The sequence below is a fragment of the Hymenobacter cheonanensis genome (assembly GCF_030581075.1).
In the GTDB taxonomy this organism is placed as follows: domain Bacteria; phylum Bacteroidota; class Bacteroidia; order Cytophagales; family Hymenobacteraceae; genus Hymenobacter.
On record NZ_JAUQSW010000004.1, the window covers coordinates 306,621 to 332,478 of the forward strand.

At 63.3% G+C, this 25,858-nt stretch carries 20 protein-coding genes; 6 read left to right on the forward strand and 14 right to left on the reverse strand.

The genetic code is table 11. From position 1 onward, the window contains the following. Positions 1-141 precede the first annotated feature (141 nt). The 6 genes from Q5H89_RS10155 (at position 142) to Q5H89_RS10180 (ending at position 5,733) form a co-directional block, all read left to right on the forward strand. Entirely contained in the window at positions 142-699 is a 558-nt protein-coding gene (locus Q5H89_RS10155; RefSeq protein WP_305019194.1) for an RNA polymerase sigma factor, read from the forward strand. A gap of 139 nt (positions 700-838) precedes the next feature. After that, complete coding sequence (locus Q5H89_RS10160) at positions 839-2,311, forward strand: phytoene desaturase family protein (protein WP_305019195.1); 1,473 nt, start codon at positions 839-841, stop codon at positions 2,309-2,311. Between the two features lie 110 nt (positions 2,312-2,421). After that, positions 2,422-3,279 carry a phytoene/squalene synthase family protein gene (locus tag Q5H89_RS10165; protein WP_305019196.1) on the forward strand — a complete coding sequence of 286 codons (858 nt, stop codon included), beginning with the start codon at positions 2,422-2,424 and terminating at the stop codon, positions 3,277-3,279. Positions 3,280-3,459: 180 nt separating this feature from the next. Continuing rightward, a complete protein-coding gene (locus tag Q5H89_RS10170) occupies positions 3,460-3,927 on the forward strand; it encodes a hypothetical protein (RefSeq protein ID WP_305019197.1) in 468 nt (155 codons plus the stop codon). A gap of 79 nt (positions 3,928-4,006) precedes the next feature. Beyond that, positions 4,007-4,861, forward strand: coding sequence for a 4-hydroxy-3-methylbut-2-enyl diphosphate reductase (locus tag Q5H89_RS10175; protein WP_305019198.1), 855 nt, complete (start codon positions 4,007-4,009; stop codon positions 4,859-4,861). A gap of 230 nt (positions 4,862-5,091) precedes the next feature. After that, the gene (locus Q5H89_RS10180) at positions 5,092-5,733 is read left to right on the forward strand and encodes a fatty acid desaturase (protein WP_305019347.1); all 642 of its coding nucleotides are present in this window, start codon (positions 5,092-5,094) and stop codon (positions 5,731-5,733) included. A gap of 64 nt (positions 5,734-5,797) precedes the next feature. Here Q5H89_RS10180 and rlmF read toward each other — a convergent pair whose 3' ends face one another. The 14 genes from rlmF to Q5H89_RS10250 all read right to left on the reverse strand — a co-directional run bounded on the left by rlmF (position 5,798) and on the right by Q5H89_RS10250 (position 25,765). Further along, positions 5,798-6,757 carry a 23S rRNA (adenine(1618)-N(6))-methyltransferase RlmF gene (gene rlmF, locus Q5H89_RS10185; protein ID WP_305019199.1) on the reverse strand — a complete coding sequence of 320 codons (960 nt, stop codon included), beginning with the start codon at positions 6,755-6,757 and terminating at the stop codon, positions 5,798-5,800. A gap of 107 nt (positions 6,758-6,864) precedes the next feature. Beyond that, entirely contained in the window at positions 6,865-7,242 is a 378-nt protein-coding gene (locus Q5H89_RS10190) for a heavy-metal-associated domain-containing protein (protein ID WP_305019200.1), read from the reverse strand. Between the two features lie 114 nt (positions 7,243-7,356). Further along, positions 7,357-9,678, reverse strand: a complete 2,322-nt coding sequence (locus Q5H89_RS10195; RefSeq protein ID WP_305019203.1) for a TonB-dependent receptor — start codon at positions 9,676-9,678, stop codon at positions 7,357-7,359. 76 nt (positions 9,679-9,754) lie between these two features. Then, entirely contained in the window at positions 9,755-10,243 is a 489-nt protein-coding gene (locus tag Q5H89_RS10200) for a hypothetical protein (protein ID WP_305019204.1), read from the reverse strand. Between the two features lie 155 nt (positions 10,244-10,398). Next, positions 10,399-11,346: a DUF4886 domain-containing protein gene (locus Q5H89_RS10205; RefSeq protein ID WP_305019205.1), complete on the reverse strand. Its 948-nt coding sequence runs from the start codon at positions 11,344-11,346 to the stop codon at positions 10,399-10,401. A 43-nt stretch (positions 11,347-11,389) separates the two neighbouring features. Further along, on the reverse strand, positions 11,390-12,259 hold the full coding sequence (locus Q5H89_RS10210; protein WP_305019206.1) for a hypothetical protein: 870 nt from the start codon (positions 12,257-12,259) through the stop codon (positions 11,390-11,392). A 50-nt stretch (positions 12,260-12,309) separates the two neighbouring features. After that, entirely contained in the window at positions 12,310-13,356 is a 1,047-nt protein-coding gene (locus Q5H89_RS10215) for an alpha/beta hydrolase (protein ID WP_305019207.1), read from the reverse strand. Between the two features lie 150 nt (positions 13,357-13,506). Then, positions 13,507-14,835, reverse strand: a complete 1,329-nt coding sequence (locus tag Q5H89_RS10220; protein ID WP_305019208.1) for a glycoside hydrolase family 5 protein — start codon at positions 14,833-14,835, stop codon at positions 13,507-13,509. 191 nt (positions 14,836-15,026) lie between these two features. Continuing rightward, a complete protein-coding gene (locus tag Q5H89_RS10225; protein ID WP_305019209.1) occupies positions 15,027-16,478 on the reverse strand; it encodes a glycoside hydrolase family 30 protein in 1,452 nt (483 codons plus the stop codon). 46 nt (positions 16,479-16,524) lie between these two features. After that, positions 16,525-18,009: a glycoside hydrolase family 30 protein gene (locus tag Q5H89_RS10230; RefSeq protein WP_305019210.1), complete on the reverse strand. Its 1,485-nt coding sequence runs from the start codon at positions 18,007-18,009 to the stop codon at positions 16,525-16,527. 44 nt (positions 18,010-18,053) lie between these two features. Then, positions 18,054-19,430, reverse strand: coding sequence for a glycoside hydrolase family 30 protein (locus Q5H89_RS10235; protein ID WP_369810658.1), 1,377 nt, complete (start codon positions 19,428-19,430; stop codon positions 18,054-18,056). Between the two features lie 303 nt (positions 19,431-19,733). Then, positions 19,734-21,221 carry a RagB/SusD family nutrient uptake outer membrane protein gene (locus Q5H89_RS10240; protein WP_305019212.1) on the reverse strand — a complete coding sequence of 496 codons (1,488 nt, stop codon included), beginning with the start codon at positions 21,219-21,221 and terminating at the stop codon, positions 19,734-19,736. A gap of 26 nt (positions 21,222-21,247) precedes the next feature. Then, complete coding sequence (locus Q5H89_RS10245; RefSeq protein ID WP_305019213.1) at positions 21,248-24,730, reverse strand: SusC/RagA family TonB-linked outer membrane protein; 3,483 nt, start codon at positions 24,728-24,730, stop codon at positions 21,248-21,250. Positions 24,731-24,757: 27 nt separating this feature from the next. Further along, positions 24,758-25,765, reverse strand: coding sequence for a FecR family protein (locus Q5H89_RS10250; RefSeq protein WP_305019214.1), 1,008 nt, complete (start codon positions 25,763-25,765; stop codon positions 24,758-24,760). Positions 25,766-25,858 lie beyond the last annotated feature (93 nt).

Below are 25,858 nucleotides of genomic sequence, written 5' to 3' on the forward strand. Positions count from 1 at the left end.
TATTGTACGTACATGGGTGCGCCCAACTCGTATACTAGGGGGGTGGCGTAAAAAAGCCGAGAAATCAGCCGTGCAATGAGCCGGAGTTCTTGGCTTGTGGTCTATCTTTGTTTAAGATTCTGCTACGAACCCTTCTACAATATGACTTCTCTGGAATTCACCTCCCAAGTGCAGAAAATCTCCTCTTCGCTCCGCCCCGTGGCCATGAACCTCACCCGCGATGCGGATGATGCGAAAGACCTGGTTCAGGAAACGTTGCTGAAGGCACTGCTCAATAAAGATAAATTTAAAGCGGGTACTAACTTGAAGGCGTGGTTGTACACCATCATGCGCAACACCTTCATTAACAATTATAATAAGATTACCAAGCGTAGCTCGAACATCGATTCGACGGAGTACTTCCAGTACTTCAACACCGATGAGAACTACATTACGCATAATGGCGCTACCACCGATTTTGTGGTGCGTGACATCAACGAGGCCATCGCTAGCCTGGGCACCGACTACCGCACGCCCTTCATGATGTACTACATCGGCTACAAGTACCTCGAAATTGCCGAGAAGCTGCAAATCCCGATTGGTACCGTGAAAAACCGCATTCACATTGCCCGCAAGGACCTCAAGGCCGCCCTCAAGGTATACGCGCCCGCGGGTGCCGACCGCGTCGGCAGCGTGCTGGCCGACGAAGTTGAGGACTAACTTGCTGCCTCGAATACCGAAAGCCGCGCCTTCCGTTCGTTCGGAAGGCGCGGCTTTTTTTATAACCTGAAGGGCCTTTCGGCTGTCATGCAAGCGGCGGGCCGCCGGGCTGCGCCGTTGATTTCTTATTGAACACAGAATGCCGAACGCAGTAGTTATTGGGGCAGGTTTCGCGGGCTTGTCGGCCGCCACCACGCTGGCGCAGGCCGGCTGGCAGGTAACGCTGCTGGAAAAGAATAGCGGCCCCGGCGGTCGGGCGCGGGTATTTGAGGCCCAGGGCTTTACCTTCGATATGGGCCCTAGCTGGTACTGGATGCCGGGCGTTTTTGAGCAGTATTTCGAGAAGTTTGGGAAGAAGGTGGCCGACTACTACGAGCTGGTGCGCCTCGACCCCTCGTACCAAGTCATTTTTGCCGGCGACGATGCCGTAGATATTCCCGCTAGCATGACCGAACTGCGCCAGCTATTCGAAAGCCTGGAGCCGGGCAGCGCGGCGCGGCTCGACGAGTTTTTGGCCCAGGCTAAATACAAATACGAGGTCGGCATCAACAAATTTGTGCACTTGCCCAGCCGTTCAGTCACCGAGTTTATCGACTGGGAAATCGTGAAGGGGGCCGTGCGGCTCGACTTGCTGCAAAGCATGGCCAAGCATGCGCGCAAGTTCTTCAGCCATCCCAAGCTGCTCAAGCTCATTGAGTTTCCGGTATTGTTTCTGGGGGCCACGCCCGAGAATACGCCCGCGCTCTACTCGCTCATGAACTACGCCGACCTCGCGCTCGGCACCTGGTATCCCAAGGGCGGCATGCACCAGATAGTGCGCGGCATGGTGGCCGTGGCCGAGGAGCTAGGGGTCAAAATCGAGTACAACCAGGAGGTGCGCGAACTAGTGGTGGAGCGCGGCCATGCCACCGGCGTGCGCACGGCCAGCGGCTTTTGGCCGGCTAGCGCGGTGGTGGCCGGGGCCGACTACCACCACATCGAACAGCAGGTGCTAGCTCCTGAGTACCGCCACTACTCGCCCGCCTACTGGGACGCGCGGACTATGGCGCCGTCGTCGCTGCTCTTTTACCTGGGTGTGAACCGCAAGCTGGCGAAGCTGCTGCACCACAACCTGTTTTTTGACGAAGACTTCAGCCAGCACGCCCACGAAATTTATGAGGTGCCGCAGTGGCCGAGCCGGCCGCTGTTCTACGCCTCAGTGCCTAGCAAAACCGACCCCACGGTGGCGCCCGAGGGCCAGGAAAACCTGTTCCTGCTCATTCCGGTGGCGCCCGACCTCGATGACCCCGAAGCCACCCGCGAGAAGTACTATAACCTGTTGATGGATAGGCTCGAAAAGCACTGCGGCCACCCTATTCGCGAGCACGTGGTGTACAAGCGCAGCTACGCCCACCGCGATTTCGTGCGCGACTATCACTCCTTTAAAGGCAATGCCTACGGGCTGGCCAACACGCTGAAGCAGACCGCTATTTTGAAGCCCACGCTCAAGAGTAAAAAAGTGGATAATCTGTACTTTACCGGCCAGCTCACGGTGCCGGGGCCAGGCGTGCCGCCCTCGCTCATCTCGGGCCAGGTGGTGGCGGGCGAGGTTTTAAAGGAAATTAAAAAGTAGTAGAACGTCATGCAGACCGAAGGGAAGCATCTCGCGCGGTGCAGTATTGATGGCGTAAGCAACGGTGCGGGCGAGATGCTTCCCTTCGGTCTGCATGACGTTCTTTTGTAATGATTCACGCATTCATGGACCACGAACAGCTTTTTACCGACACCAGCCTGGCGTGCGCGCAGCTTATCACGCGGCGCTACAGCACGTCGTTTTCGCTGGGCATCCGCACGCTCGATAAGGCGCTGCACCGGGCCATTTATGCCGTGTATGGCTTCGTGCGCTGGGCCGATGAAATCGTGGACACCTTCCACAGCCGCGACAAGGCGGCCCTGCTAGCCGGATTCGAGCGTGACACCTACGCGGCCATTGCAGCCGGCTTCAGCCTGAACCCGGTGCTGCACGCCTTTCAGTGGGCGGTGAACATGTATCAGATTGACCACGAGTTTATTGATGCCTTCCTGCGTAGCATGGAAATGGACCTGGAGGACCGTAACTACCGCCAGGAGCTATACGAGCAGTACATCTACGGCTCGGCCGAAGTGGTGGGGCTGATGTGCCTGCGCGTATTTTGCCAGGGCCAGCCGGCGCTGTTCGAGCAGCTGCGGGCGCCCGCCCGGCGGCTGGGGGCGGCGTTTCAGAAGGTGAATTTCCTGCGCGATATCCGCTCCGATTACGAGGAGCGGGGCCGCGTGTACTTCCCGGGCCTGCGCTACGAGCAGTTCAACGACGAAGCCAAGCGGGCGGTGGAGGCCGACATCCGGGCCGATTTTGAGGCCGCCTACGAGGGCATTCGGCAGCTGCCGCGGCAGGCGCGGCTAGGGGTGTACCTGGCCTATATCTACTACCTCAAGCTGTTTCAGAAGCTGCGGCGCGCGCCCGCCACCCAGGTGCTGGCCGAGCGCGTGCGCCTGCCCGACAATACCAAGCTGCTGCTGCTGGCGGGCTCGTGGCTGCGCTACCGCCTGCGGGCGGTGTAGCCCGGGGCGCTAGGGCACTCTGCGCGGGGTTTTGCCGTTGAAGCAGGCTAGCCCCCACGCGCCCTTTGCGCGGCCCGTAGCTTTGCGCTCATGAAACGACTACTTGTTCTTGCCCTGCTGAGCGCGTTGCCGGCAGCTTCCGGCGCGGTAGCGGGTCGGCCTTTTCCCCGAATTTCCTTTATGTCGCCTCTTCAGCCGGCCGCCCTGCGCCGCCACTACGAGCAAGCCGCCGCCGATAAGCAGGCCGGCGAAAAATTCTATAACCTGCTGCGCGACTACGCCGGCCAGGACGCCCTGGTGCTAGGGTATAAGGCTGCCTCCGAGGCTATTAAGGCCCGCGATGCGTCGATGCTCAACAAGCTCACCTACGTGCAGCAGGCCGCCAAAACCTTCGACCAGGCCGTGGGCCTGGACAGCAACAACGCCGAAATCCGCTTCCTGCGCTTCTCGGTAGAGAGCAACCTGCCGCCCTTCCTGGGTTTGAGCAAGCACGTAGACGAAGACAAAGCCTTTTTGCTACAGGCCGCGCTCCAGCACCCCGGGTCGGGCATGGATGCGGAAGCCTTTCAGACCGTGCGCGGTTTCCTGGTAGACCGCAAGCACGTGAGCGACGACGAGGCCCAGCGCCTGGCCCGGGTGAAAAGCTAGGCGAAATTTTGTGCGTAACGTTCAGAATTTGGGTCGTTCCCGATAACCTTGTGCGGCAGTTCGGAGTTAGCTTCGCGGTATGCAGTCCGGTTTGCACCTCAGCGTTCGTATAGACCCCAACTCCGGCTTTTGCTTTGGGGTCATTTACGCTATTCAGATGGCCGAAGACCTGCTCGAAGAGCAGGGGTATCTGTACTGCCTGGGCGATATCGTGCACAATGATGAAGAAGTGCAGCGCCTCGAAAACAAGGGCTTACGCATCATTGGCCACGAGCAGTTTGCGGGGCTGCGCAACGAGGCGGTGCTCATCAGGGCGCACGGCGAGCCGCCGAGCACTTATCAGCAGGCGATGGAAAACAACCTGACCCTCATTGATGCCAGCTGCCCGGTGGTGCTCAAGCTCCAAAACCGCATCAAGGCCAGCTTCGACCGGCGCGAAAAAATCTTCATCTACGGCAAGCACGGCCATGCCGAAGTGGTAGGCCTGCTGGGCCAAACCAGCGGCGAGGCCGTAGTATTTGAAAACCTGGACGAGCTACTGCGCCACGAGCTTCCCTCTGCTATTACGCTCTACAGCCAGACTACCAAGAGTACCGATTCTTTTTATCGCATTAAGAATGAGCTGCTTGAGCGCGGGTTTAGTGTAAATGCCAACGATACCATCTGCCGGCAGGTGAGCAACCGCGACGAGGCCCTGCGACGCTTCGCGGCGCAGTTCGACCAGATTGTGTTCGTGTCAGGCACCAAAAGCTCGAACGGCAAGGTGCTCTACCAGGTGTGCAAAGACACCAACCCGCAAACGCATTTCGTGTCCAACGTCGAGCAGCTGTGCCCTAGCTGGTTTTTGCCGGGCCAATCGGTGGGTATTTGTGGCGCTACCAGCACCCCCATGTGGCTGATGGAACAGGTGCGCGACGCCTTGGAGCGCCTGTAGTCTGAACCACGGATTCGACGGATTTTCAGATTAATCGGATTTCTGGGACGACTTTTTGGCCTACTTTGGGGTTAAGAACTCAGCAAGGCTGCTTACTGCAAACTTGTCGCTGCCTCATTAGCGAATCGCCCACAATATCCGTGATAGCCGAAAAATCCGTCGAAGCCGTAATTCAACGAGTAGCGCCCGCGCCGATTGGCCGCAAGGGCGTGGTTTCGGCCGCACTGATTATGGGGAGCTGGGCGGGGCTGCTCACCTTTTTGCTGGGCTTCTACCGGCCCGACTGGCACTCGCCGGCGCCTTACCTGCTGGTGCTGCTGCAAACGCACTTATACACCGGGCTTTACATCACGGCGCACGATGCCATGCACGGCGTAGTAAGCTTAAATAAGCGGCTTAACAACGCCATTGGCACGGTGTGCGCGCTGCTGTTTGCCTACAACTGGTTTCCGCGCCAGCTGCCCAAGCACCACGACCACCATCGCCACGTAGGCACCCAGGCCGACCCCGATTTTCACCCCGAAGACCACGCCGGCTTCCTGCCCTGGCTAGCCCGCTTCGCCTGGAACTACGTGACCTGGTGGCAGGTGCTGCTGATGGCCGCGACCTACAACGTGCTGAAAGTCTGGTTTCCGCAGGCCAATGTTATCGCTTTCTGGATGGTGCCGGCGGTGCTGGCCACGTTGCAATTGTTTTTCTTCGGCACCTACCTGCCGCACCGCGGCGAGCACGAGGCTGATAATAAGCACAAGTCGCGCAGCCAGCTGCGGCACCACGTATGGGCGTTTGTGAGCTGCTATTTTTTTGGCTACCACTACGAGCACCACGACCAGCCCTACCTGCCGTGGTGGCGCCTGTGGCGCACTAAGTAGCGCGGACTTATAGTCCGCGAGCGAAACCGTTGCTGCTCGGCTACTCGCGGACTGAAAGTCCGCGCTACTTCTTAGCCAGCCGGGCGGCGATTTCCTCCTTGGTGAGGAAGGACCAGGCCACGAAGCGGCTTTTCTTTTGACCCTGCGCCATCTCAATGGTTTTTACCTGCAAGGCCTCGGCCTGCTTGAGAAAATAGTGCGCGCTAATCAGGCTGGCCTTTTTGGAGACGAGCGAGGTGTACCAGGTGCTGGCTCGTGGCAGCTGCTTGCTTTCGGCGATGAGCTGGCGCAGAAAGGCTTCTTCGCCGCCAGGATACCACAGCTCGTTGCTTTGGCCGCCAAAATTACGGTCGGGGGCCGCGCGACGGTTACCGCTGAGGTTGGCCGTTTTGCGCTGGGTAGCGGCATCAGCCTCGGCTGCCGAGGCGTGGAAGGGCGGGTTGCAGATGGTGGCGTCGAAGACTTCGCCGGACTTCATAACGCCCACCAGCATGTGCTTGGGGTCGGCCTGCAGGCGGCAGTCGATAGCGCCGGTCAGGCCGGGGTTGGCGGCCACCAGTTGTTTGGCGGCGTTTAAGGCCACCGGGTCGGTATCGGCCCCGGCAAAGCGCCAGCCGTACTCGCGGTGCCCCAGAATGGGGTAAATGCAGTTGGCGCCCACGCCAATGTCGAGCACGCGCACGGTGCGGCCGGTGGGCACCACGCCGCCGTTGCTCTCAGCCAGCAAATCGGCCAGGTAGTGGAGGTAATCGGCCCGGCCGGGGATGGGCGGGCACAGGTAGCCAGCCGGAATATCCCAGGTATCGACGCCGTAAAATTGTCGCAGCAGCGCTTGGTTGAGCGCCTTCACAGCAGCTGGGTCGGCAAAGTCAATGGACGCATCGCCGAACTCATTGGTGCGCACAAAGGGGGCTAGCGCGGGGCTGCTTTGCACAAGCTGCGCAAAATCGTAGCGACCCCGGTGGCGATTGCGCGGGTGCAGCTGGTCTTTGTCGGCGGGCGAGGCGGGGAGGGATTTTTTCATGAGATAAGCAAAAAAGCAAGCAGGCCGCCTGGGTGGGCGGCCTGCTTGGGGTGGCCACTGGCGGCTGGGCCAGCAGCAAAAGTCGGTACGAAAAGGCTAGCCGGGCGCTAGTGGGTGCTGGCCGTTTTTTTGCAGCACTCGGGCAGGCGGTCGTAGGCGCGGGCGTCGGCCGTTACGTTATCGGCGTCGTAGCCTGTTTTTTGCACGGCGGTGCGCAGCACTTCGGGGCTAGTTTTGGCCGGGTTGTAGGTCACAGTAAGGACTTTGCTGGGCACATCGAGGTTAGCGGCCTGCACGCCCTTTTCGTAGGCCAGGCTTTTTTCGAGGCGCGCCTTGCACATGTCACACACGGCCGAGGTCTTGAACTGCACCATTTCGGTGCCTTTTTTAGCAGAGCTAGCGACGGCTACAGGAGCGGTCTGGGCCTGGGCGGCAGTGCCGGCGAAGCTCAGCAGCGCGAGCAGAGAAAATGCGGAAGCTTTCATAAAAACGAAACAGTTAAAAAGAAATAATAAGTGCCTTTGGTAAGCAAACCACAAGCCAGCCTACCCAAAATCAGTCAGCTTGCGCAGCAAGCGTATCCACGAAATCCGTTGGTCCTAGTCGATGCGATACCTGAGCCCGGCGTAGGTGAGGCGGCCGTAGACCGGGCCCCACACCATAGCCGCATCAAAACCCGAGCTGAAGGGCGTGGCCGCGTTCTGGATGGGGTCGGGCTGGCGGTAGTTGGTGAGGTTTTCGACGCCCACGTACACCTCCAGGCGCTTGAAGGCGCGGGTGAGCTGGGCGTTGAGCGCCGCGTAGCGGGGGGCGTATTCGAGGCCGGCGGTGCCGGTGCCGTGGGCGTGGCCGCCACCCACGCCATCGGCGGGCAGGTGGGCTAGCGGGCGCTCGCCGTACCACTGCACAGTGAGGTCGGCGCGCCACTTATCGAAGGCCGAGGCGTAGCCCAGGTTCAGGAAGGCGCGGTTTTGGGGCGTGAGGGGCTTGGGCAGGAGCTGGCCGGCGTAAGTGCTCTGCACATCGAGCCACTTGTAGGCGGCTTTCACTTGCAGGCCTTTGAGGGGCTCGGCTTGCACCTCGGCCTGGGCGCTGCGGGCGAAGGAGCGGGCGCCCGGCGTGAGGTTATCCAGAATAATGTACTGCGGCGTGGTGTACATATCGGCCACCAGCTGGTTCTGGAAGATGGTGTTGTAGTAATCGACCACCAGCGTAGCGGGCCGGCCCAGCACCTGGAAATACTGCGTGAGCGAGCCGCCCAGGTTCCAGGCTTTCTCAGGCTGGAGATTCGGCACGAGGTAGTACTGCCGGGCGCTGGCCAGCATGGCCGCGTTGTCGGCAATGGGGTTGGGCACCCGGAAGCCGCGGCCGGCCGAGAGGCGCAGCGCCGTGGCCGGCCGCACGTCGTACTTAAGGTTGAAGCGCGGCGTGACTTGCCAGCCGTAGAGGTTGTGGTAGTCGGTGCGCAGGCCGGCCACCACGGTCAGGTTGCGGGTGTTGGCGTAGGTGTACTCGGCGAAGGCACCGGGCACGCGCTCGGTGCGTTGCAGCCGGATGGGGCTAGCCAGTAGCGCGGGCGTGTCGCCGTTGGTGAGCTGCTCTTTGTAATCGTCGTAGAGAAAGCTCAGGCCCGTGCGGTACGTGTGGCGCGTGTCGCCAATCACGCTCTGGAACAGCAGCGTAGCTTGGCCGGTATTCTGGTGGCCGTCGTAGCGGCGCGGGCCGCTGTCTTGCCGGAAGGAGTAGGCCGAAGTGAAATCGTGGCTCGTGCCATTCACCAGCAAGCCCAGGCTTTGGAAGGGCCGGCCGGGCCAGGTGTAGGAGGTGCGCGCCTGGGCCGTGTAGCGGTCGGTAGTCTGGGTGGTGCCGTAGGCCGTGCGGTAGGCGTCGGCTCCGTTTTCGCGGAAGCCGAGCTGGCCGCCCTGGCGCGTTTCGCGGATGGCGCCCACGCCCAGCTCGGCCACCAGGCCGGTGCCCGACTTGTACTTCACCTTGTCGTAGCCGTTGAATTGCGTGGCTAGGGGCAGGTCGAGAAAGCCATCGCCGTTGCGGTCCACGCGGTTGCTGAGGTGGTCGGTGTGCAGCAGCAGCACGTTGCTCCACTTCTTGTTGAAGCGTTGCGAGGCCACGGCGTTGAGGTCAAATTTGCCGAGGTCGTTCACGTAGGCATTCAGCAAAAGCTGGTCGGTGAGGTCGGGCTCCTTGAGCTGCACGTTCACCTGGCCCGAAATGCCTTCGTAGCCATTCACCACCGAGCCGGTGCCCTTGATGATGTCGATGCTGCCAATCCAGGGGCCCGCCAGGTACCCGAGCCGGTAGGGGGCCGAGAGGCCGCGCAGGGCCGGCTGGTTGTCGATGGTGAGCAGCGAATACGCCCCGTCGAGGCCTAGCAGCTGTATTTGCTTGGCGCCGCTCACGGCATCGGCGGTGCTCACCTCCACGGCGGCGTTGGTTTCGAAGCTCTCGGCCAGGTTGCAGCAGGCTGATTTGGTGAGGTCGCGGGCGCTGATGGTTTGCATACTGCCCACCGACTTGGCCGAGTAGGCGAGGGCTTTGGCCGTCACGGTTACTTCGCCCAGCGCCGCGCCGCCGCGCAGGCTCACGCGCAAATACGGCGTGCCGCTGGTGGGCACGGCCAGGGTATCGGCCGCGTAGCCCACGGCGCTCACGATGAGGCGGGGCTTGGCCTGGGCCGGAAAGGGCAGCGTGAACACGCCTGCGCCGTCGGTGGTAGTGGTGGGGCCGCTAGCCCCGCCCGGCAGCAGCCAGCGCACTACAGCGCCGGGTACGGGGCTAGCCGCGCCGCCGGTTTCGCGCACCTCGCCGCGCACGGCGACACCACTCTGGGCGCGGGCCAGCAGCGGCAGGCTGCCAAAAAGTAGAAATAAGAAGCGCGGACTAATTCCGCTGGATAGACTCATTTGGGCTGAAAGTTAGCAATTTCGGAAAAACATACGGCCAGGCTTCGCCGCCCGGACTTGCGGTTTTCAGAAAAAGCTACACTACCAGCGTGCAGTGCCGCGCCAGCAGCACGCGCCCCGCCCGCGGCACGCCGGGCGGCGACGAATTGGCGGCCGTGCCCACGGCCACGCCGGCCGCCAGCGGCACGCTGAGGCCGGGGCTAGCCCATACTGGCGTAGGCAGCAGCGCCGGGGGCAGCTGCTGGGGCGGTTTGGGCAGCCACTTGGCTAGCCCCGCGTCGGCACTTTGGGCGCTGAGCTTGTGGTGCAGATGGCTGACGTCGCAGCAGCCATCGGCGCGGCGCTTGGCTGACGCCGACCGTTGGTTGCCGCAGGGGCGGCCGGGCTTGGGTGGGCTGGTATCCTCTTCGTGGCTAGCCAGCCCGGGCAGGCTGAGGGCCACCGTGCTGCGCCCGCTGATGCGGCAGCGGTGCCGCTCGGCCGTGAGGCCCACCGACGTAGCCAGCACCAGCAGGGCCAGCAAGGCACTCAGCAAACGGTGACGGTAGGGGAGGGGACGCGGCATAGCCCCGCAAAGATACGGCCCGCCAACTTGCTGCTTGCGTGCAAATCGGCGGGCCGCAGGGTGCAGAATTGCGCAGTAGCGCGGACTTTCAGTCCGCGAGTTCATGCCGTTCGGAAATCGGGCTAGCGGCGCACTTGCGGACTACAAAGTCCGCGCTACTTCTTGGCGGCTTTTACCTGTTCGTAGGCTATTTTTTGGAGCTGCACGGCTACCTCCGGCGCGATGCCGAGGCTAGCGGCGGCTTGCTCCTGGGCGCCCAGCTTGCGCGGGTCGTAGCCGGTTACTTCGGCCAGCACCACGCAGGCATTGAGGTAGGCACCGTAGATGCTGGGGTGGTAGTGGTCGCGGCCCCAGAGGTCGACCTTGCCGGGCTCGGCGGTGTCGTAGGGGTTGGGGTCGGCCACGCCCTGGCGCACGGCCCGCAGCCAGGCATCGCCGGCGGGGGCCACGCCCGCAAAGTTTTTATCCTGCGCCGCTTCCTGGTAGTAGGCGCGGTGCAGGTCGGTGGTCATCGAGTCGAGGGGCAGGCCGGTGTAGCCTTTGCCGGCGGGATAGGTCTGGTCGGCGCGGGCCCAGGTCTGGTAGAGGTACACTTTGGCGCGGGGGCTAGCCGCGTGCACGGCCTGCTCCAGCTTGGTGGCGTACTCGTAGAAGCGCGCCGGCTGGCCGCCGTGGCGCGCCGGCACCGGGCCGGTGCTGTAGTCGTGCATAATGACTTTATCCCACTTCGGCTGCCGAATAACGGCCAGCGCGCTGTCGTAGTGAAACTTGAGCGTTTGCCCGCTGATGGCCTCCAGGTGCACCTCGTAGTTGAGGCCCGCCTCGTCGGTAAACTTCTTAAAAATGCCGGGAATGCCGCCCCAGGGCCCCTGCTCGTGCTCGTACTGGCGGCGGCGCTGGCCGGTGCGGTTGGGCCTGTAATTCTCGTCGGTGATGGCGGCGGCATTGTAGTTCAGCACCGGCTCGAAGGCCCCGTGAAAAAAGCTGTTGCCCACGAAAAGAATAACAGTCGGTTTTTTAATCGGGTCGGGCTTGGGTGCGGCGGTGTGGCCGGCGGCAGCAGTGGCTAGCAGCAGGCCCAGCAATGGCAGGCGAAAAGGCATAGCAGAAGGTAAGTAAAAAGTGGAAAGGCTGAGCAGGAGTGCTTCAGGAGGGCTTAGGCTTTTTAGGTGGCTTGGCGGCGGCGGCAGTTTCCCAAGGAGCCGGCGCCGTGCGGCCCAGCCACAGCACCAGAAACTGCCACTGCCGGCGGTGCTTTTTTGCATTGAAAGGCGCTTCGTACACAAAGCCCTTTATCGGCCCATTGTGGTGCTCCCAGCACTGCCTGGAATGGGCGGCCCATTCCTTTTGCCAAGCCGCCAGCTGAGGTAGCAATTCGGGTAGCCAGTGGTCGGCCTCCTTCATGGCGGCCTTCAGAATGAGGTGCGCCGGCTTGTAAAGCGAGCGCTTAATGGTCTGGTAGCTAGGCCACAGCAGCTCTAGCTCGTGCCCAATGCGCTGGGCCTCCAGCTTGGGTTCGGCCAGGGTACGGTAGTTGCGGTAGTGCTGCATCACCGTCGTAGCCCATTGCTGGCGCAATAGCTGGTCGCATTCCTGCCACACAAACTGCTCACGGTCAACGAGGCGTATCCGGCTCAGATTTATAAGCTGCGCCAGCTGCGGGTCGGCATAGAGCGTGGGCAGCACCGTTTCGCGGTAAAATTGCAGCACCTCCCGGTTGTAAGCCAGCTCGTTGGCGGCCAGTTTAGTGAGGCTCTCCACCTGGGCGCCGTATTGAGCCACGGCTGTGGCATGGTCGGGCAGGTAGCGCGCCAGCTGCTCGGCCGACAGGATGCGCTGCATGGTCGCCAGCTCAAAATCCAGGCGTTCCCAATCGGTAAGGTACTTGCCGCGCGGCAAGTCCTTGGTTTGCTGCTCCATCAAATACAGCTGCTCGGCCTGCTCAAACGTCAGCTTCAGGTCAGGATAAACCTGTTTCAGAACGTTGACTTGCCAGCGGTACTCTTTTTTGTCCATGCAGAAAGGGGGCGCTAGGGAGAGGTGAGGCGAAGGTCAGCCGCCGGCTTCTACTCAAAATCGAGGTGCTTATTGAAAAACGGCAGCACCTGCTGGTACATGCGCCCGGTGGGCCCCATGATACGGCTGCCGTGGGTGCCCTCATACTCCTCGGCCGTGTGCCGGATGCCGTACACCGTGAGCAGGTTGCTGAACTGGCGGCAAGTGGGCGGAATGTGCTTCACCTCGTCCTGCGCGCCCCAGTCGAACGCAAACGCTCGCAATTGGCGCAGGGCGGCCGGGTGTATCGGCAGGGTATAGAGGGGCGAGGCCAGCACCCAGCGCGCCAGCACGGCATCGCGCCGGGCCAGGCTGTCAGCCCCCAGCGAGCCGGGGAAATTAGCCCCAAATGGCGCAGCCTTGGGGTTGGGCGAAAAGGCCCGGGCCAGCGACACCGCCGCTAGGGTGGTGTGGCTGCGCTGCGCCTCGGCGGCGCTGGTGGCCCGCAGCGCCGGGCCCACGCCGGGGCCGGGCAGGTAGCTGGGGTGCGGCCCCAGAAAAGCCGGGCTCAGGGCGTAGGCGGCGGCCCAGGTGCCGGAGTAGGCCAGGGCTAGCCGCACGGTGCCGCCCCCGCCCATCGAGTGGCCGGCCAGCCCCCGGCTGCCGGGCCGGGCCAGGGTGCGAAACTGCTTGTCGATGAAGGCAATAAGCTCGCGGGCCGTAAAGTCGGCCCAGGGGCCGTTGGTGGCCGAGTTGGCGTACCAGCTGCCGCCAAAGCGCGTTTGCTCGTCGGGCACCACTACGATAAGCGGGCGGATTTGCCCGGCCGCAATGGCCTGGTCGAGCAGCGCCTTCATGCCATCCTGGTTGAAAATCAGGCTGTCATTCCAGGTGAAGCCGTGCAGGTAGTACAGTACCGGATAGCGCTGGCCGGGGCTGGCCTCGTAGCCGGCGGGCAGGTACACGCTCACGCGGCGGCGCGGGTTTTCGCCGCCCGGGTTGCCGTGCAGCAGCTTCGAGTCGAGGTGCGTGACAACCACGCGGCCGGCGGGGGGCGCGGTTTGGGCAGCTAGCCGGAGAGAGGCTAGTAGTAGGAGCAGTATGTATAAATTTTTCATAACATATTGTCAGTTGGTGTTCTAGTGCCAAGCCCCACCCCCGGCCCCTCCCCTGCGGGGGAGGGGACCTGACGATTTTATGACTGCGCCTTTATGACTGCGCCGCCGTGGCCCCCCTCCCCCGCAGGGGAGGGGCCGGGGGTGGGGCTGCTATTTCTTCAGCTCCGCCCGCAGCGCGCCGATAACCTCCGGGTTCGGCACGCAGTTCTTGAACTTGATATTCTCCAGGATAACCGGCAGGTCGGCGGCGCTCTTCACATCGACCGGATACGGCGGCTTGATGCGCAGGAGCGCGGCAATGGGCTTGTCGTTGAAGCGCTTATACGTCCAGTTGCACCAGCCGATGCCCATGCTGTTGAGGTTGCGGGCGGCCTCGCCCATCCACTGGGCCGAGTTTTCGCCGGTTTCGCCCACCCACACCGGCACCTGCTGCGCCTGGCGAAACTGCACGAGGTTGGCAATGGCCCCGAGCTGGTTGGCGTCGGGGTTGCTGGCATCCACGGCGTTGCTAAGCGGATACTTGGGCAAGATGCTGTAACGGTGCGAGTTATATACCAAATTCTCCTGATGGGTAAAAGTCTTTTTCTCAATACCGTTGTAGTTATTGCCAAAGCCATTGCCTTCGAGCAGCAGCAGGTGCTGGTCGCCCTCGGCGCGCACCGTGTTGATGAGCTTCTCAAACATGGCCTGGATGGGCGGGTTGCCGCCGGGCACGTTATTAGGCTCATTGATAAGGTCATACATGGCAATGCGGCCGTCGTGCTTGTAGCGTCGCGCCAGGGTCGCCCACAGGCCGTTGGTCATCTCCTGGTACACCGGCTCCTGCCAGAAGTCGTTGGCTTTCAGCGCGTCGGCAATATTGGTATCGGTGCCCTGGGCGCCGGGGGCGGCGTGCAGGTCGAGCACCACGTAGAGCTTGTTGGCCGCGCACCAGGCTAGGGTCTTGTCAATCAGCCGGATGGCTTCGAGCTTAGCGGGCTCTCTGAACAGCTCGCCCTTTTGCTGCCACTCCTGCAGCTTGGCCACGTAGTCAGCGTAGGGCACGGTGCCCCGAATGACGCCGTTGCGCACGGCGCGCTGGCTAGGGGTCAGAAACAGGTCGTAGTGCAGCGGCAGCCGGATGCAGTTAAAGCCCTGCTGGGCAATGAAGTCGATGTCTTCTTTCGTGATAAAATTGTCGCGATACTGCTGGTAGAATTTCTCCACCTGCGCGTCGCTCAGGCCCGCGCCATACAGCACTTTTTTCACCGAGCCCTGGGTGCCGCCGTAGCCGGGCTTCATCATGTAGCCTTCCTGCAACAGCCAGCCGCCCAGGTTCATGCCTTGCAGCAGCACCTCATGGTGCTGGGCATCCACTAGTTTGGGGCCTTCGGCGCGGAGCAGGGGGCTGGTAGTGGTTTGGCTGGCGCCGACCTGCGGTTGGGCCAGAGTGGATAGACCAGCCAGCAGGATAAGGGAGAGCGGAGAGTAAAAACGCATGAAAGCAGGGTGGGAAAAAACGGTGTTGGAAAGGTGGCAATTGCAAGCCTAGCAAGCACAAAACGGCTGTCATGCTGAACGCAGTGAAGCATTTCGCTCGCATCGTGAGGGTAGTGACCCAGGCGGCGCGAGCGAGATGCTTCACTGCGTTCAGCATGACAGCCGTTTTGTGCTTAAATGCTTATTTACAACTAGTTGATAACGTAGGTCGCCATCGAGTGGGGGGCGGCGGTGGTGCTGGCGGCCTGGCCCTTTATCCAGAGCAGAAACTCCTGGGGCTTGTCGCCGCTATTCATCACCACCACGGCCACTTTGCCGTCGGGGTTGCGGAAGGCGGTGGCTTGCAGCCAGTCGCGGGTGGTGGTGGTGGCCACGCGCCGGGCGCCGGGGCGGATGAACTTCGAGAAGTGCCCGATGTAGTAGTAGGCGTTGGTATAAAGCAGCTTACCGGCCTTGGTATCGGCAATGATGGGCGCGAAGCAGAAGTTGCCCACGTGGTTGGGGCCGCCGGTTTCGTCGAGCAGGATGTTCCAGTCGGTCCAGCCCACGGTGCCGGCGTTGAAGTCGTTTATCATCGAGTGGCCGTAGCGCTCGCCCAGGCGCCACTCGTTTAGCTGGTCAAACTTGAAGCTCTCCACGCACGCCTCCGTCAGCATGAGGTTGGTGGCGGGGTAGGTTTCGTGCACGCGGCGCACGTTGTCGAAGAGCATACCGCTGCCGGTCCAGGTTTCGTACCAATGGTAGCCGATGCCCCACACGTACTTGGCGGCGGCCGGGTCGTCGAGCACCGTGCTGGCGCGCTGGTACACGAGGTCGCGGTTGTGGTCCCAGGCAATGAGCTTTTTGCCGCCCAGCCCGTTCTTGGCCAGCGTCGGCCCGAGGTATTCCTTGATAAAGTCGCGCTCTTCCTCGGCCGTGTAAAGGCACGATTCCCACTTCTGGGTGGCCATTTCCTCGTTTTGCACCGTGAGGCCCCAGATGGGCATGCCCATCTTCTCGTAGGTCTGGATAAACTTCACGAAGTAGTCGGCCCAGGGCTGCCGAAACTGGGGCAGCAGCTTGCCGCCGTGCAGCAGGTCGTGGTTGGTTTTCATGAACGCCGGCGGGCTCCAGGGGCTCACAAAGAGCGGCAGCTTGCCGCCCGCCGCCGCCGTAGCCTGCTTGATGAGCGGAATCTTGTACTGCTCATCGTGCCTGACGCTGAACGACTTGAGGCTGGCGTCGTTGTCGGCGATGTAGGTGTAGCTGTCGCTCGAAAAGTCGCAGCTCCCGATGTTGGTGCGGGCCAGCGAGTAGCCAATGCCCTGGCTAGGGCTGTAGTACGCTTGCAGCAGTTCCTGCTGCTGGGCCTTGGGCAGCTTGGCAAAAGTTTCGGCCGCGGCATCGGTAAGCGCCCCGCCGATGCCGAGCAGCGTCTGAAACTGGTGGCTAGGGTCGACAAACACGCACACCTGCGTTTCGACGGGCTGGGCGGCCGGCGCGAAGCTGAGGGCCGCGCCGGGGGCTAGCCGCTGCGTAGTGCCCTGGGCGGTGGTAAATACCTGCGCCTTTTTGCCGGCGGCCGAGTATGAGGTAGTTTGGGCAGCGGCCGGGCCGAGGCCGAGCGCCGCAGCCAGCAGCGTCGGCAAAAGCTTAGTAGTCATCAAAAAGAAAACGGGTGGGAAAAGAAGGAAACCAGCGCCCAGGCGCCTACCAAATATAGGTGGCTACCGCGCCGCCGTAGAGCGCGGTGCTCACCGACTTGCCTTTGTACTGAATGTTGAAGCTTTGCAGCGTATTGCCCGTGTTCACCACCATCAGCACGCGCTTGCCGCCAGGGGTTTTGTAGGCCACGTTGGGCAGGTTGGTGGGCACGTTGGTGGCCACGCGCACCGAGCCGGGGCGCACAAACTTGGCGGCGTGGCCCACGCTGTAGTAGGCCGGGTTGCGGGCCACGGCATCGCCGCTGATGGTAACGGCCCCCAGGCACTGGGTGCAGCCGCCGGGCGTGTGCGGGCCAAAGTTGGCGTCGTTGCCCAGGTTCCACTCCAGCACGTTGCGGCTCCAGTTGCGCGGGGCCGCAATCACGAGGTTGGCGGCGTGCCAGGGCACGTCGGCGGCAAAGTTGCCGGGCGCCTGGGTCCACTGCTCGGTAAAGTACACATTCTTATTGGGGTAGGCATTGTGTACCGTGGTCAGCGCGTCCATCGTGCCCCCGTAGAGGTGGAAGGCCGAGCCATCGACAAAGGGGCTAGCCCCGGCATCGGCAAATACCGTCATGGGGTACTGCGGGTTGTCGGCGTTGTGGTCCCAGGCAATAATCTTGGTCGTAATACCCGCCGAGCGGAAAGCCGGCCCCACGTAGTTGGCGATAAAAGATGCCTGCTCGGTGGCCTGCATCACCATGCTCGGGTTGTTGCCACCGTAGAGCGGCTCATTTTGCAGGGTCACGGCGTCGATGGTGATACCGGCGGCCCGCATGCCCTGAATGTATTTCACAAAGTATTGGGCATACGCCCCGTAGTACTGCGATTGAAGCGAGCCGCCCTTGTACGGGTTGCTGGCATCGGCCTGCTGCTTCATCCAGGGCGGCGCCGTCCAGGGCGAGCCCAGAATCTTGATGCTGGGATTCACGGCCAGGATTTCCTTCAGCACCGGAATCATGTAGGCCTGGTCGGGCGCCAGGTTGAAGTTGGCCAGGGTGGGGTCGGCCGGGCCATCGTCGTAGGTATACACGTACTCGTTGAGGTCGGAGGCGCCGATGCTCACGCGCAGGTAGCTGATGCCCAGCGAGGTACTGTCGGTGGCAAACAGCTCCTTGATGAGGGCCGCCCGCGCCGGGGCCGACATCCGGCTCATCACCTGCGCGCTGCCCCCGGTGAGGCAGTAGCCAAAGCCATCCATCGTCTGGTAGGTCTGGGTGGTATCGACCACGATGGTGGGGTCGGCACTGGTGCCGGCGGCAAACTGCAGGTTCACCTTCTGGCGGGCAAACAGGGCCGACTTGTCGGGCATCGTCAGCCACATGGCCACCTGCGAGGGGCCGGTGGGCGTGGGGGCAGGAGTGGGCGTCGGCGTGGGCGCGGGGGCCGCCGCCGAGCCGCCATCGTCTTTTTTGCAGCCGGTGGCCAGCACAGCAAGCAGGGCCAGCGCGGGCGCGGCCCGCTGCCAGCGCGAAGAAAGAGAAACGAACATGAACCGGGTGGGATTAAAAAGAAAAGCGAAGTGAAAGCCGGGCGCTACCACACGTAGGTGGCCACGGCGCCGGCCGGCAGCGTGGCCGCCGCCGTCTGGCCCTGGTAGCGCAGGCCAAAGGTTTGGGGGCTAGCCTGGTCGTTCACCACCAGCAGCACGTGGCCGCCGCTAGGGGTGCGGTAAGCCACATTGGGCAGCACCCCGGCGCTCGTCGAGCCGATGCGCACGGCGCCAGTGGGCACAAACTTGCTGGCGTGGGCCACCGTGTAGTAGGCCACGTTGCGCGTCACCTGGTCGCCGGGGGCTAGCGTGAGGGCGCCCAGGCACTGGTTGCAGCCGCCGGGCGTGTGCGGGTTCTGGTCGGGGTCGGCGGCCAGGTTCCACTCCAGCACGGCCTTGGCCCAGTTGCGCGGCGCCCCTATTTCGAGGTTTTTCACGTGCCAGTCGAGGTTGCTGGCGAAGGTCGTTTTGGAGCCCGTCCACTGCTCAGTAAAGTACACGTTCTTAGTCGGGTAGGCGTCGTGCACTTTGCTCAGCGCCTCAATGGGGCCGGCGTAGAGGTGAAAGGCCGCGCCATCCACAAAGGGGCTAGCCGCCGCATTGCCCAGCACTGTAAGCGGATACTCGGGCTTGTCGGCGTTGTGGTCGTAACAGATAATCTTGGTTTTCAGGCCCGCCTTCTGGAAAGCCGGCCCCAGGTGCAGGCCGATAAACTCGGCCTGTTGCTCGGCCAGCATTAGCAGGCTGGGGTTATTGCCGGGGTGCAGCGGCTCGTTCTGCACCGTAATGGCATCGAGCGGAATGCCGGCCGCCTGCATGCCCTGGATGTACTGCACAAAGTACTGGGCATAAGCCCCGTAAAACTCCGGCTTGAGCGAGCCGCCCTTGGTGGCCTCGTTGGTTTTCATCCAGGCCGGCGGGCTCCAGGGCGAGCCCAGCAGCTTGATTTTAGGGTTGATGGCCAGAATTTCTTTCAGCACCGGAATAAGGTGCTTTTCGTCGGGCGCCAGGCTGAAGTGGGCTAGCGTGGGGTCGGTCTGGCCGGCCGGCAGGTCGTCGTAGCTGAACACCGCCGCGTCGAGGTCCGAGGCCCCGATGCTGATACGCAGGTAGCTCACCCCAATATCTTGGGGCCCAGTGCCAAACAGCTCGCGCAGCAGCTTGGCCCTGGCGGGCGCGCTCATGGCGTGCAGAAGCTCGGCGCTGCCCCCGGTGAGGCAGTAGCCAAAGCCATCCATGGTTTGAAAGCGCTGGCTGTCATCAACTTCAATAACGGGGCCGGCCGGCGCAGCGGCCTTGCCGAAGGCGAGTGGGCCGGGCTGCTGGCGCAGTTGCTGGCTCTGGTCGGGGGTGGTGACCCAGGCCGTAATGCCACCTTTGGGGCTGGCCGGGCGGCGCTGGGCGTGGGCCGGCAGCAGCACAAAGGCCGAGCACGTAGCCAGGCCCAGGACAACAAGATGCGTAGTAATGCGGGTGGTTTTCAAGGGAAAAGGAGACTAGAATATAGCTAAAAGTACGCGTGCCCGGGCGGTGCGCGCCGCCGGGCGCTAAAAGGCCCGCCGGGCCGGGCCTGAGCCGGCACGACGGGCCACACGTGCAGCAGGAAGCCAAAGGCCGTTCCGGGGCAAAAGAGCCAGACTATTTCACTTTTCCCACCCCGCCCCGAAACGGCCACTACCAAGGGGCCTAGCGCGCTGGCAGCGGCGCGCTAGGCCTTGAGAATATTAGTAGCCAGGGTTTTGCTGGCTCTGGGGGTTGCTGTTCAGCTCGGCCTGCGGAATGGGGAAGAGCAGGTAGTTGACATCGCGGGCACCGCCGCGGCGCTGGGCAATAATGTCGAGCGCCGTGATGGTGTGCACGGCCGAGGCATCGGCGATGGTGTGGCGGGCGTAGCGCACCAGGTCCCACCAGCGCTCGCCTTCAAAGGCAAACTCCAGGCGGCGCTGGCGCTCTATTTCGGCCCGCATGGCCTGCTTGGTGAGGGCCTGCGGCGAGGCCAGCGTGAGGGCCGCGAGGCCAGCGCGCTGGCGCACCAGGTTGAGCTTGGCCAGCACATCGGCCGAGGGGCCGGTTTGCTCGTTCACGGCCTCGGCGTAGCTCAGCAGCACCTCGGCGTAGCGCAGCACGTAGCAGTTATCCACCGAGTTGAAGCCATTGCCGATGCTCGTCCACTTGTACACAAACGGGCCGCGGTCGTTGGCGTTGGCGCCGTTGGTTTTGGGGTTTTTGGCGTCGAGGTAGCTCACGTGGTCGCGGCCCACGAGGTTGCCGCTGCTGCCCAGAATGTTGCCGTTGTAGGCCCAGCGCTTGTCGTTTACGGTGTCGGCAAAGGCAATCAGCTCGGTTGTGGGTATATTGAACTTGGCGTAGGAATACGTGGCGATGGGCAGCGGCAGCACCTCGTCGGCAATGAGGTTATTGCCGTCGGCCGAGCCGGCAAACTGAATTTCGAAGAGCGACTCAGCACCTTTGTTCTCGGCCGGAAACAGCGACTTGAAAGTCGAGTTGAGCGGAACGTTGTTGGCAATAACCTTGGCCGCCGCGGCCTGCGCGCCGGCCCAGTTGCGCTGGGTCAGCAGCACGCGGGCTAGCAGGGCATTGGCGGCGTTGCGGCCGGCGCGGTTGGGGTTGGAAAGCGGCATCTGGATGGCCGCGCGCTGCAAGTCGGCCACCACCTGGGCATACACCTGGTCGGCGGCCGTGCGGGGCAGGTTAATCTCGCTGGCCGCGCTGGTTTCGGTGGGTTGCAGGCGCAGCGGCACGGCCCCGTAGGCCCGCACCAGCTGGAAGTAGCACAGGCCCCGGATGAAGCGCGCCTCGCCCTGAATCTGGCTGCGGCGGGCAGTGTCCATCGTAATAGTAGGCACGTACTTGAGCACCGTATTGGCCCGGTTGATGCCCAGGTAACACTGCCGGTACAGGTTGCCCACCTGGCTGGTAGTGGGCGTCCAGTTGATGGTGCGCAGCGCGTTCACGTCGTTGTTGGCGCTGGTGCAGTTGTCGGTCGGCATCTCGCCGATGGTGTAGTAGTCCTGGCCGTAGAGGCCGGGGCCCTGCAAGGCATCGTAGGTGGCCGTGATGCTGGCCTCCGCGTCGTCGCCCGAGGTAAAGAAGTTGCTGGGGGTGATATTCGTCAGCGGCTCCTTCTGCAAGAAATTGCAGCCAGCCAGCAGCGTCAGCCCGCAAACGGGAATAAATAAGAGCTTTTTCATGGGAATTCTGGGCTAGAAGGTCGGGCTTAAAAAGTGGCGTTGAGGCCCACGGTATAGGTGCGCGCCTGCGGGTACACGCCAAAGTCGCGGCCCACGCTGATGGTCGAGGTGGGGTCGGCGGCCACCTCCGGGTCGTAGCCCGAGTACTTGGTCCAGGTCACCAGGTTTTGGGCCGTGGCATACACGCGCATACTCTTAATGGCGGCGCGCTTCGAGAGGCCCACCGGCACGGTGTAGCCCAGCGTCACGTTTTTGAGGCGCACGTAGGAGCCGTCCTCCATGAAGCGGGTCGATTCGCGGTTGTTGCTGTTGGGGTCGCCAAACACGGGGCGCGGAATCACGGTGTTGGTGTTGCTCGGCGTCCAGTGGTTGAGCACGGCCGTGCTCTGGTTGAGGGCCGTAGTCTGGCCCTCGGTCACGGTGCGGGTCTGGTTGTAGATATCGTTGCCGAAGCTGCCTTGGAAGAACACACTCACATCCACACCCTTAAATGAGAAGGTGTTGGTGACGCCGGCAAACAGCCTGGGGTTGGGGTTGCCAATCACCACGCGGTCGTTGGCGTCGATTTTGCCGTCGCCGTTGATGTCCTTAAACTTCACGTCGCCGGGGGCCGTGGCGGCCACCTGGTAGTAGCCCGTACTCGAGCCGCGGTTCAGGCGGGCCAGCTCATCGGCACTCTGGATGAGGCCATCGGTGGCGTAGCCGTAGAAGGCCCCTAGCGGCACGCCCACCTGCGTAATGGTGTAGGTGTTGATGATGCTGCGCGGCACCGCCACGCCGGCGTCGTTAATCTGGGTGCCCAGGTCGAGCACCTTGTTGCGGTTGCCGCTCACGTTGAAGTTGGTGCTCCAGCTAAAGCCGCCGTTCTGGCCCTGCACGTTGGCCGTCACGAGGCCAATCTCAATGCCCCGGTTCTCAATCTTGCCGATGTTATCAACCACCGTGAGGCTGCCCGCGCCGGTGCTCTGCGGAATGGGCACCTGCGTCAGCACATCCACCGTGCGCTTGTTGTAGATGTCGAAGGTGAAGGTGAGGCGGTTGCTGAACATGGCCAGGTCGAGGCCGCCGTTGTACTGGTAAGTGGTTTCCCACTTCACGTCGTTGCCGATGCTGCTGGTCGAGATGCCGCCCAGTATGGCCGAGCCCGAGCCCTGGTAGTTGTAGCCCGTGGCGTAGGTCGAGTAGCGGGCGTAGGGCCCGATTACCGACTCGTTGCCGTTGGCCCCGAAGCTAGCCCGCACCTTCAGGTCCGATACCACGCTGTTCTGGGGGAAGAAGCTCTCCTTCGACACGCGCCAGCCCAGGGCCACGGCCGGGAAGTAGCCAAAGCGGTGCGCCGCGCTGAAGCGGCTGCTGGCATCGGCCCGGAAGCTCACCGTGGCCAGGTAGCGCTCATCGTAGTTGTAGATGGCGCGGCCAAAGAAGCTCAGAATAGCCCACTGGTCCTCAAAGCTGTACGGGATGCCGTTGGCCGTGGCGCCCGCGCTGAGGTAGGGCACCGCGTTGGAGGGGAACCCCTTGGTGCCCGCCCCCGAGGTAACGCGGTCGGAGGACTGCATCGACTGGCCGGCGAGCAGCGTCAGGTTATGCTTGTCGCCGAAAGTCTTATTGAACGTCAGCGTGTTTTCCAGTAGCCAGATTACCTGCTGGTTGAGGGCCGTATTGGCCGAGCCGCGCGTGGAAGGGTCGGCGGCCGACGTGCCGGGGTAGTTGCGGCTGTAAAAAGCGTTCTCGTTCTGGGTGCGGAAATCGATGCCCACCGACGAGCGCAGCTTCAGGCTTTTCAGAATATCCAGCTCGCCGTAGAGGTTGCCGATGGCCTGGTACACCACGGCCTGGTTGCTGGTTTCGAGCAGGTTGCCCACCGGGTTGTCGCTCAGCGTGAAGGGGTTGGTGCCGTAGGTGCCATCGGCCTTGCGCACCGGAATGGTCGGAATCTGCGTCAGGGCCCCCAGCACCGTGCCCGAGTTGCCGAGCGCCGCCTCCGAGCGCACCGAGCCGTTGGTGTGGCTGCGGCTCAGGTTGAGGTTGGTGCCCAGGCGGAAGCGGCTGCCCACCTGCTGGTCGAGGTTAATCTTGAAATTGTAGCGGTCGAAGCCCGAGTTGATGTTGATGCCATCCTGGCTGAAATAGCCGCCGGCCACGTAGTAGCGCGTTTTTTCGGTGCCGCCGCTCACGTTCAGCTGGTAGCTCTGCTGGTTGGCCGGGCGGAAAATAGCGTCCTGCCAGTCCGTATTGTAGGGCCCGGGGTTGGCCGGGTCGGAGTTGACGGGGTTGCCAGGGTCGGCGAAAGCCGGCGGCCGGCCGGCATTCGTCAGAATCTCGTTGTATTCCTGGGCAAACTGCTGCGAGTTAAGCACCCCGAGCTTGTTGCGCAGGTACTGGCGGCCGTAGTACACGTTCAGGCCCACTTGCGCCTGGCCCACCTTGCCCCGCTTGGTGGTGATAACCACTACGCCGTTCGAAGCCCGGATGCCGTAGATAGCCGCCGCCGCGCCATCCTTCAGCACGTCGATGCTCTCGATATCGGCCGGGTTGATGGTATTGAGCGGGTTGAGGCGCTGGCTGTTGCTCGTGATTTCCTGCTCGTAGGTCGGCAGCACGGGCACCCCGTCAATCACGTACAGCGGCGAAGCGTTGCCGGTAATAGTGGCGCTGCCGCGAATCCGCACGTTGATGCCCGCGCCGGGCGCGCCGCTAGGGGCCGTTACCTGCACACCCGGTGCCTGGCCCTGCAAGGCCTGGTCGAAGCCGGCCACCGGCTGGCGCTCGATGGCCGCCGCGCCCACCGAGGTTACGGCCGTGGTCAGCTCCTGGCGGGTCTGGGTGCCGTAGCCCACCACCACCACTTCGTTCAGGCTCTGCTGGTCGTCTTGCAGCTGAATGTTGAAGGTCGTGGTATTACCCACGGCCACTTCCTGGCGCACATACCCTACCGAGCTGAATACCAAGGTGCTATTCTCCGGTACGCTCAGCGAAAAGCGGCCGTCGGGCCCGGTGGCGGTGCCCGTACTGGTGCCCTTCACGAGCACCGTTACGCCGGGCAGGGGCTCGCCCTTGGCGTCGGTTACGCGGCCGGCCACCGCCACGGCCTGCGGCGCGGCGGCGGCCGCGGCGGCGCCAGCGGGGCTAGTCGTGGCCGGGCGGCCGGTTACCACAAAGTAGTTGGCCCGCAGCTCTTTAAACTGCAGGTTGGCCGCGGGCAGCACCGTGGCCAGGCGCGCGGCCAGCGAGGGGGCCAGCTCGGCGGGCACCGGCACGCGCTTGTTGTCTACCACGTTGCTTTCGTAGAAAATGGTGGCGTGGTACTCGCTCTCCCACTGCTTGAGCAGCGCTTTGAGCGAAACCGAGCTGGCGCGCGTGGCGGGTGGCGCGCTCTGCACGGGCAGGTTGGCGGCCAGCAGCTGGGCCGAAGCCGGCGTGGCTAGCGCATGGAGCAGCAAGACGCCCGCCGCCAGCGAGGCCGGACGGCGGTAGTGCTTACCCACAGGAGTAAGGAGTGGTAGCATAAGCGGGTGGGGGAAAGAGTGAAAAAACTAAGGCTTTTCGGCCAGCGTCAGGCGGTTGCCCTGGCGGGTGGCCCGGAGCTGGAAGGTTTCTTCCAGGGCTTGCAGCAGCGTGGCGAGGTCGCTCACGGGCACGGTGCCCGTCACGCGGCGGCGGTTGAGTTCGGGGGTGGTCACGGCCACGTCGAGGCCGTAGGTATCGTGCAGGCGGGTGGCCAGCTCGGCAATGGTGGTTTCGTCGAGCACAAGCTGGGCATCTTTCCAGGCGGCGTAGGGGGCAGTGTGCACCTTCTTGTGCGTTACGAGGGCCGGCTGGTCGTCGTGGGTTTCCACAAGCTCGCCGGGGCGCAGCAGCACATCGGGCTGCTGGTGGTCGTCAAACTCGACCCGCACCTTGCCTTGCAGCAGCACCACGCGCGTTTGGTCGCGGCGGCGGGCCACCACAAACTTGGTGCCCAGCACCTCCACCTGCAGCCCGGCCGTGGTGTGCACCAGAAAGCGCTGATTGTTAGCCAGGTGCTGCACCGAGAAAAAGCCCTCGCCATCGAGCCACACCTCGCGGGGCTGGTCGGGGAGCCAGGTGGCGGCGTAGCGCAGGGTCGAGTGGCCGTTCAGGGTCACCTGCGAGCCGTCGGGCAGCGTCAGGGCGCGGGTCTGGCCAAAGCCGGTAGCCACGGCCAGCGGGGCCGGGGCGCGGGGCACGTGGTAGAATATCCAGCTGCCCCCGGCTAGGGCCGCCGCCAGCCCGGCCGCCGCGGCCCAGCGCCGCCACACCGGCGCCGGCTGGTGGCGCGGCGCGGCGGGGGCCAGGTGCAGGCGGGTGCGCCGCAGCAGGGCCTCGTAATCGGGCTCGTCGGGCGGCGGCTGGGCCAGGGCCGGTGCGGCGGCCAGGGCTTCCCAGTGCAGCTGCATCCAGTGCTGGGCCAGCAGCTGGTTGGCGGGCTGCGCCAGCCAGGCGCGCACGGCGGCGGCTTCGGCGGCGGTGGCCGTGCCGGCGGCGTAGGCCGCTACGAGGGCTTGGGTAATGGGAGGAGGCATAGAAGAAGCGCCGCGACTACTGCAAAAAAGCGCGCCTGGCAACTGGCGGCGGGGGCCGGGTGCCCCCTCATTTGCAGTAATACACCGTGCTGG

Coding starts and splice junctions, on each gene's coding strand:
- Q5H89_RS10155 (WP_305019194.1), top strand. CDS start 142: ATGACTTCTCTGGAATTCACCTCCCAAGTGCAGAAAATCTCCTCTTCG.
- Q5H89_RS10160 (WP_305019195.1), top strand. CDS start 839: ATGCCGAACGCAGTAGTTATTGGGGCAGGTTTCGCGGGCTTGTCGGCC.
- Q5H89_RS10165 (WP_305019196.1), top strand. CDS start 2,422: ATGATTCACGCATTCATGGACCACGAACAGCTTTTTACCGACACCAGC.
- Q5H89_RS10170 (WP_305019197.1), top strand. CDS start 3,460: ATGTCGCCTCTTCAGCCGGCCGCCCTGCGCCGCCACTACGAGCAAGCC.
- Q5H89_RS10175 (WP_305019198.1), top strand. CDS start 4,007: ATGCAGTCCGGTTTGCACCTCAGCGTTCGTATAGACCCCAACTCCGGC.
- Q5H89_RS10180 (WP_305019347.1), top strand. CDS start 5,092: ATGGGGAGCTGGGCGGGGCTGCTCACCTTTTTGCTGGGCTTCTACCGG.
- rlmF (WP_305019199.1), bottom strand. CDS start 6,757: ATGAAAAAATCCCTCCCCGCCTCGCCCGCCGACAAAGACCAGCTGCAC.
- Q5H89_RS10190 (WP_305019200.1), bottom strand. CDS start 7,242: ATGAAAGCTTCCGCATTTTCTCTGCTCGCGCTGCTGAGCTTCGCCGGC.
- Q5H89_RS10195 (WP_305019203.1), bottom strand. CDS start 9,678: ATGAGTCTATCCAGCGGAATTAGTCCGCGCTTCTTATTTCTACTTTTT.
- Q5H89_RS10200 (WP_305019204.1), bottom strand. CDS start 10,243: ATGCCGCGTCCCCTCCCCTACCGTCACCGTTTGCTGAGTGCCTTGCTG.
- Q5H89_RS10205 (WP_305019205.1), bottom strand. CDS start 11,346: ATGCCTTTTCGCCTGCCATTGCTGGGCCTGCTGCTAGCCACTGCTGCC.
- Q5H89_RS10210 (WP_305019206.1), bottom strand. CDS start 12,259: ATGGACAAAAAAGAGTACCGCTGGCAAGTCAACGTTCTGAAACAGGTT.
- Q5H89_RS10215 (WP_305019207.1), bottom strand. CDS start 13,356: ATGAAAAATTTATACATACTGCTCCTACTACTAGCCTCTCTCCGGCTA.
- Q5H89_RS10220 (WP_305019208.1), bottom strand. CDS start 14,835: ATGCGTTTTTACTCTCCGCTCTCCCTTATCCTGCTGGCTGGTCTATCC.
- Q5H89_RS10225 (WP_305019209.1), bottom strand. CDS start 16,478: ATGACTACTAAGCTTTTGCCGACGCTGCTGGCTGCGGCGCTCGGCCTC.
- Q5H89_RS10230 (WP_305019210.1), bottom strand. CDS start 18,009: ATGTTCGTTTCTCTTTCTTCGCGCTGGCAGCGGGCCGCGCCCGCGCTG.
- Q5H89_RS10240 (WP_305019212.1), bottom strand. CDS start 21,221: ATGAAAAAGCTCTTATTTATTCCCGTTTGCGGGCTGACGCTGCTGGCT.
- Q5H89_RS10245 (WP_305019213.1), bottom strand. CDS start 24,730: ATGCTACCACTCCTTACTCCTGTGGGTAAGCACTACCGCCGTCCGGCC.
- Q5H89_RS10250 (WP_305019214.1), bottom strand. CDS start 25,765: ATGCCTCCTCCCATTACCCAAGCCCTCGTAGCGGCCTACGCCGCCGGC.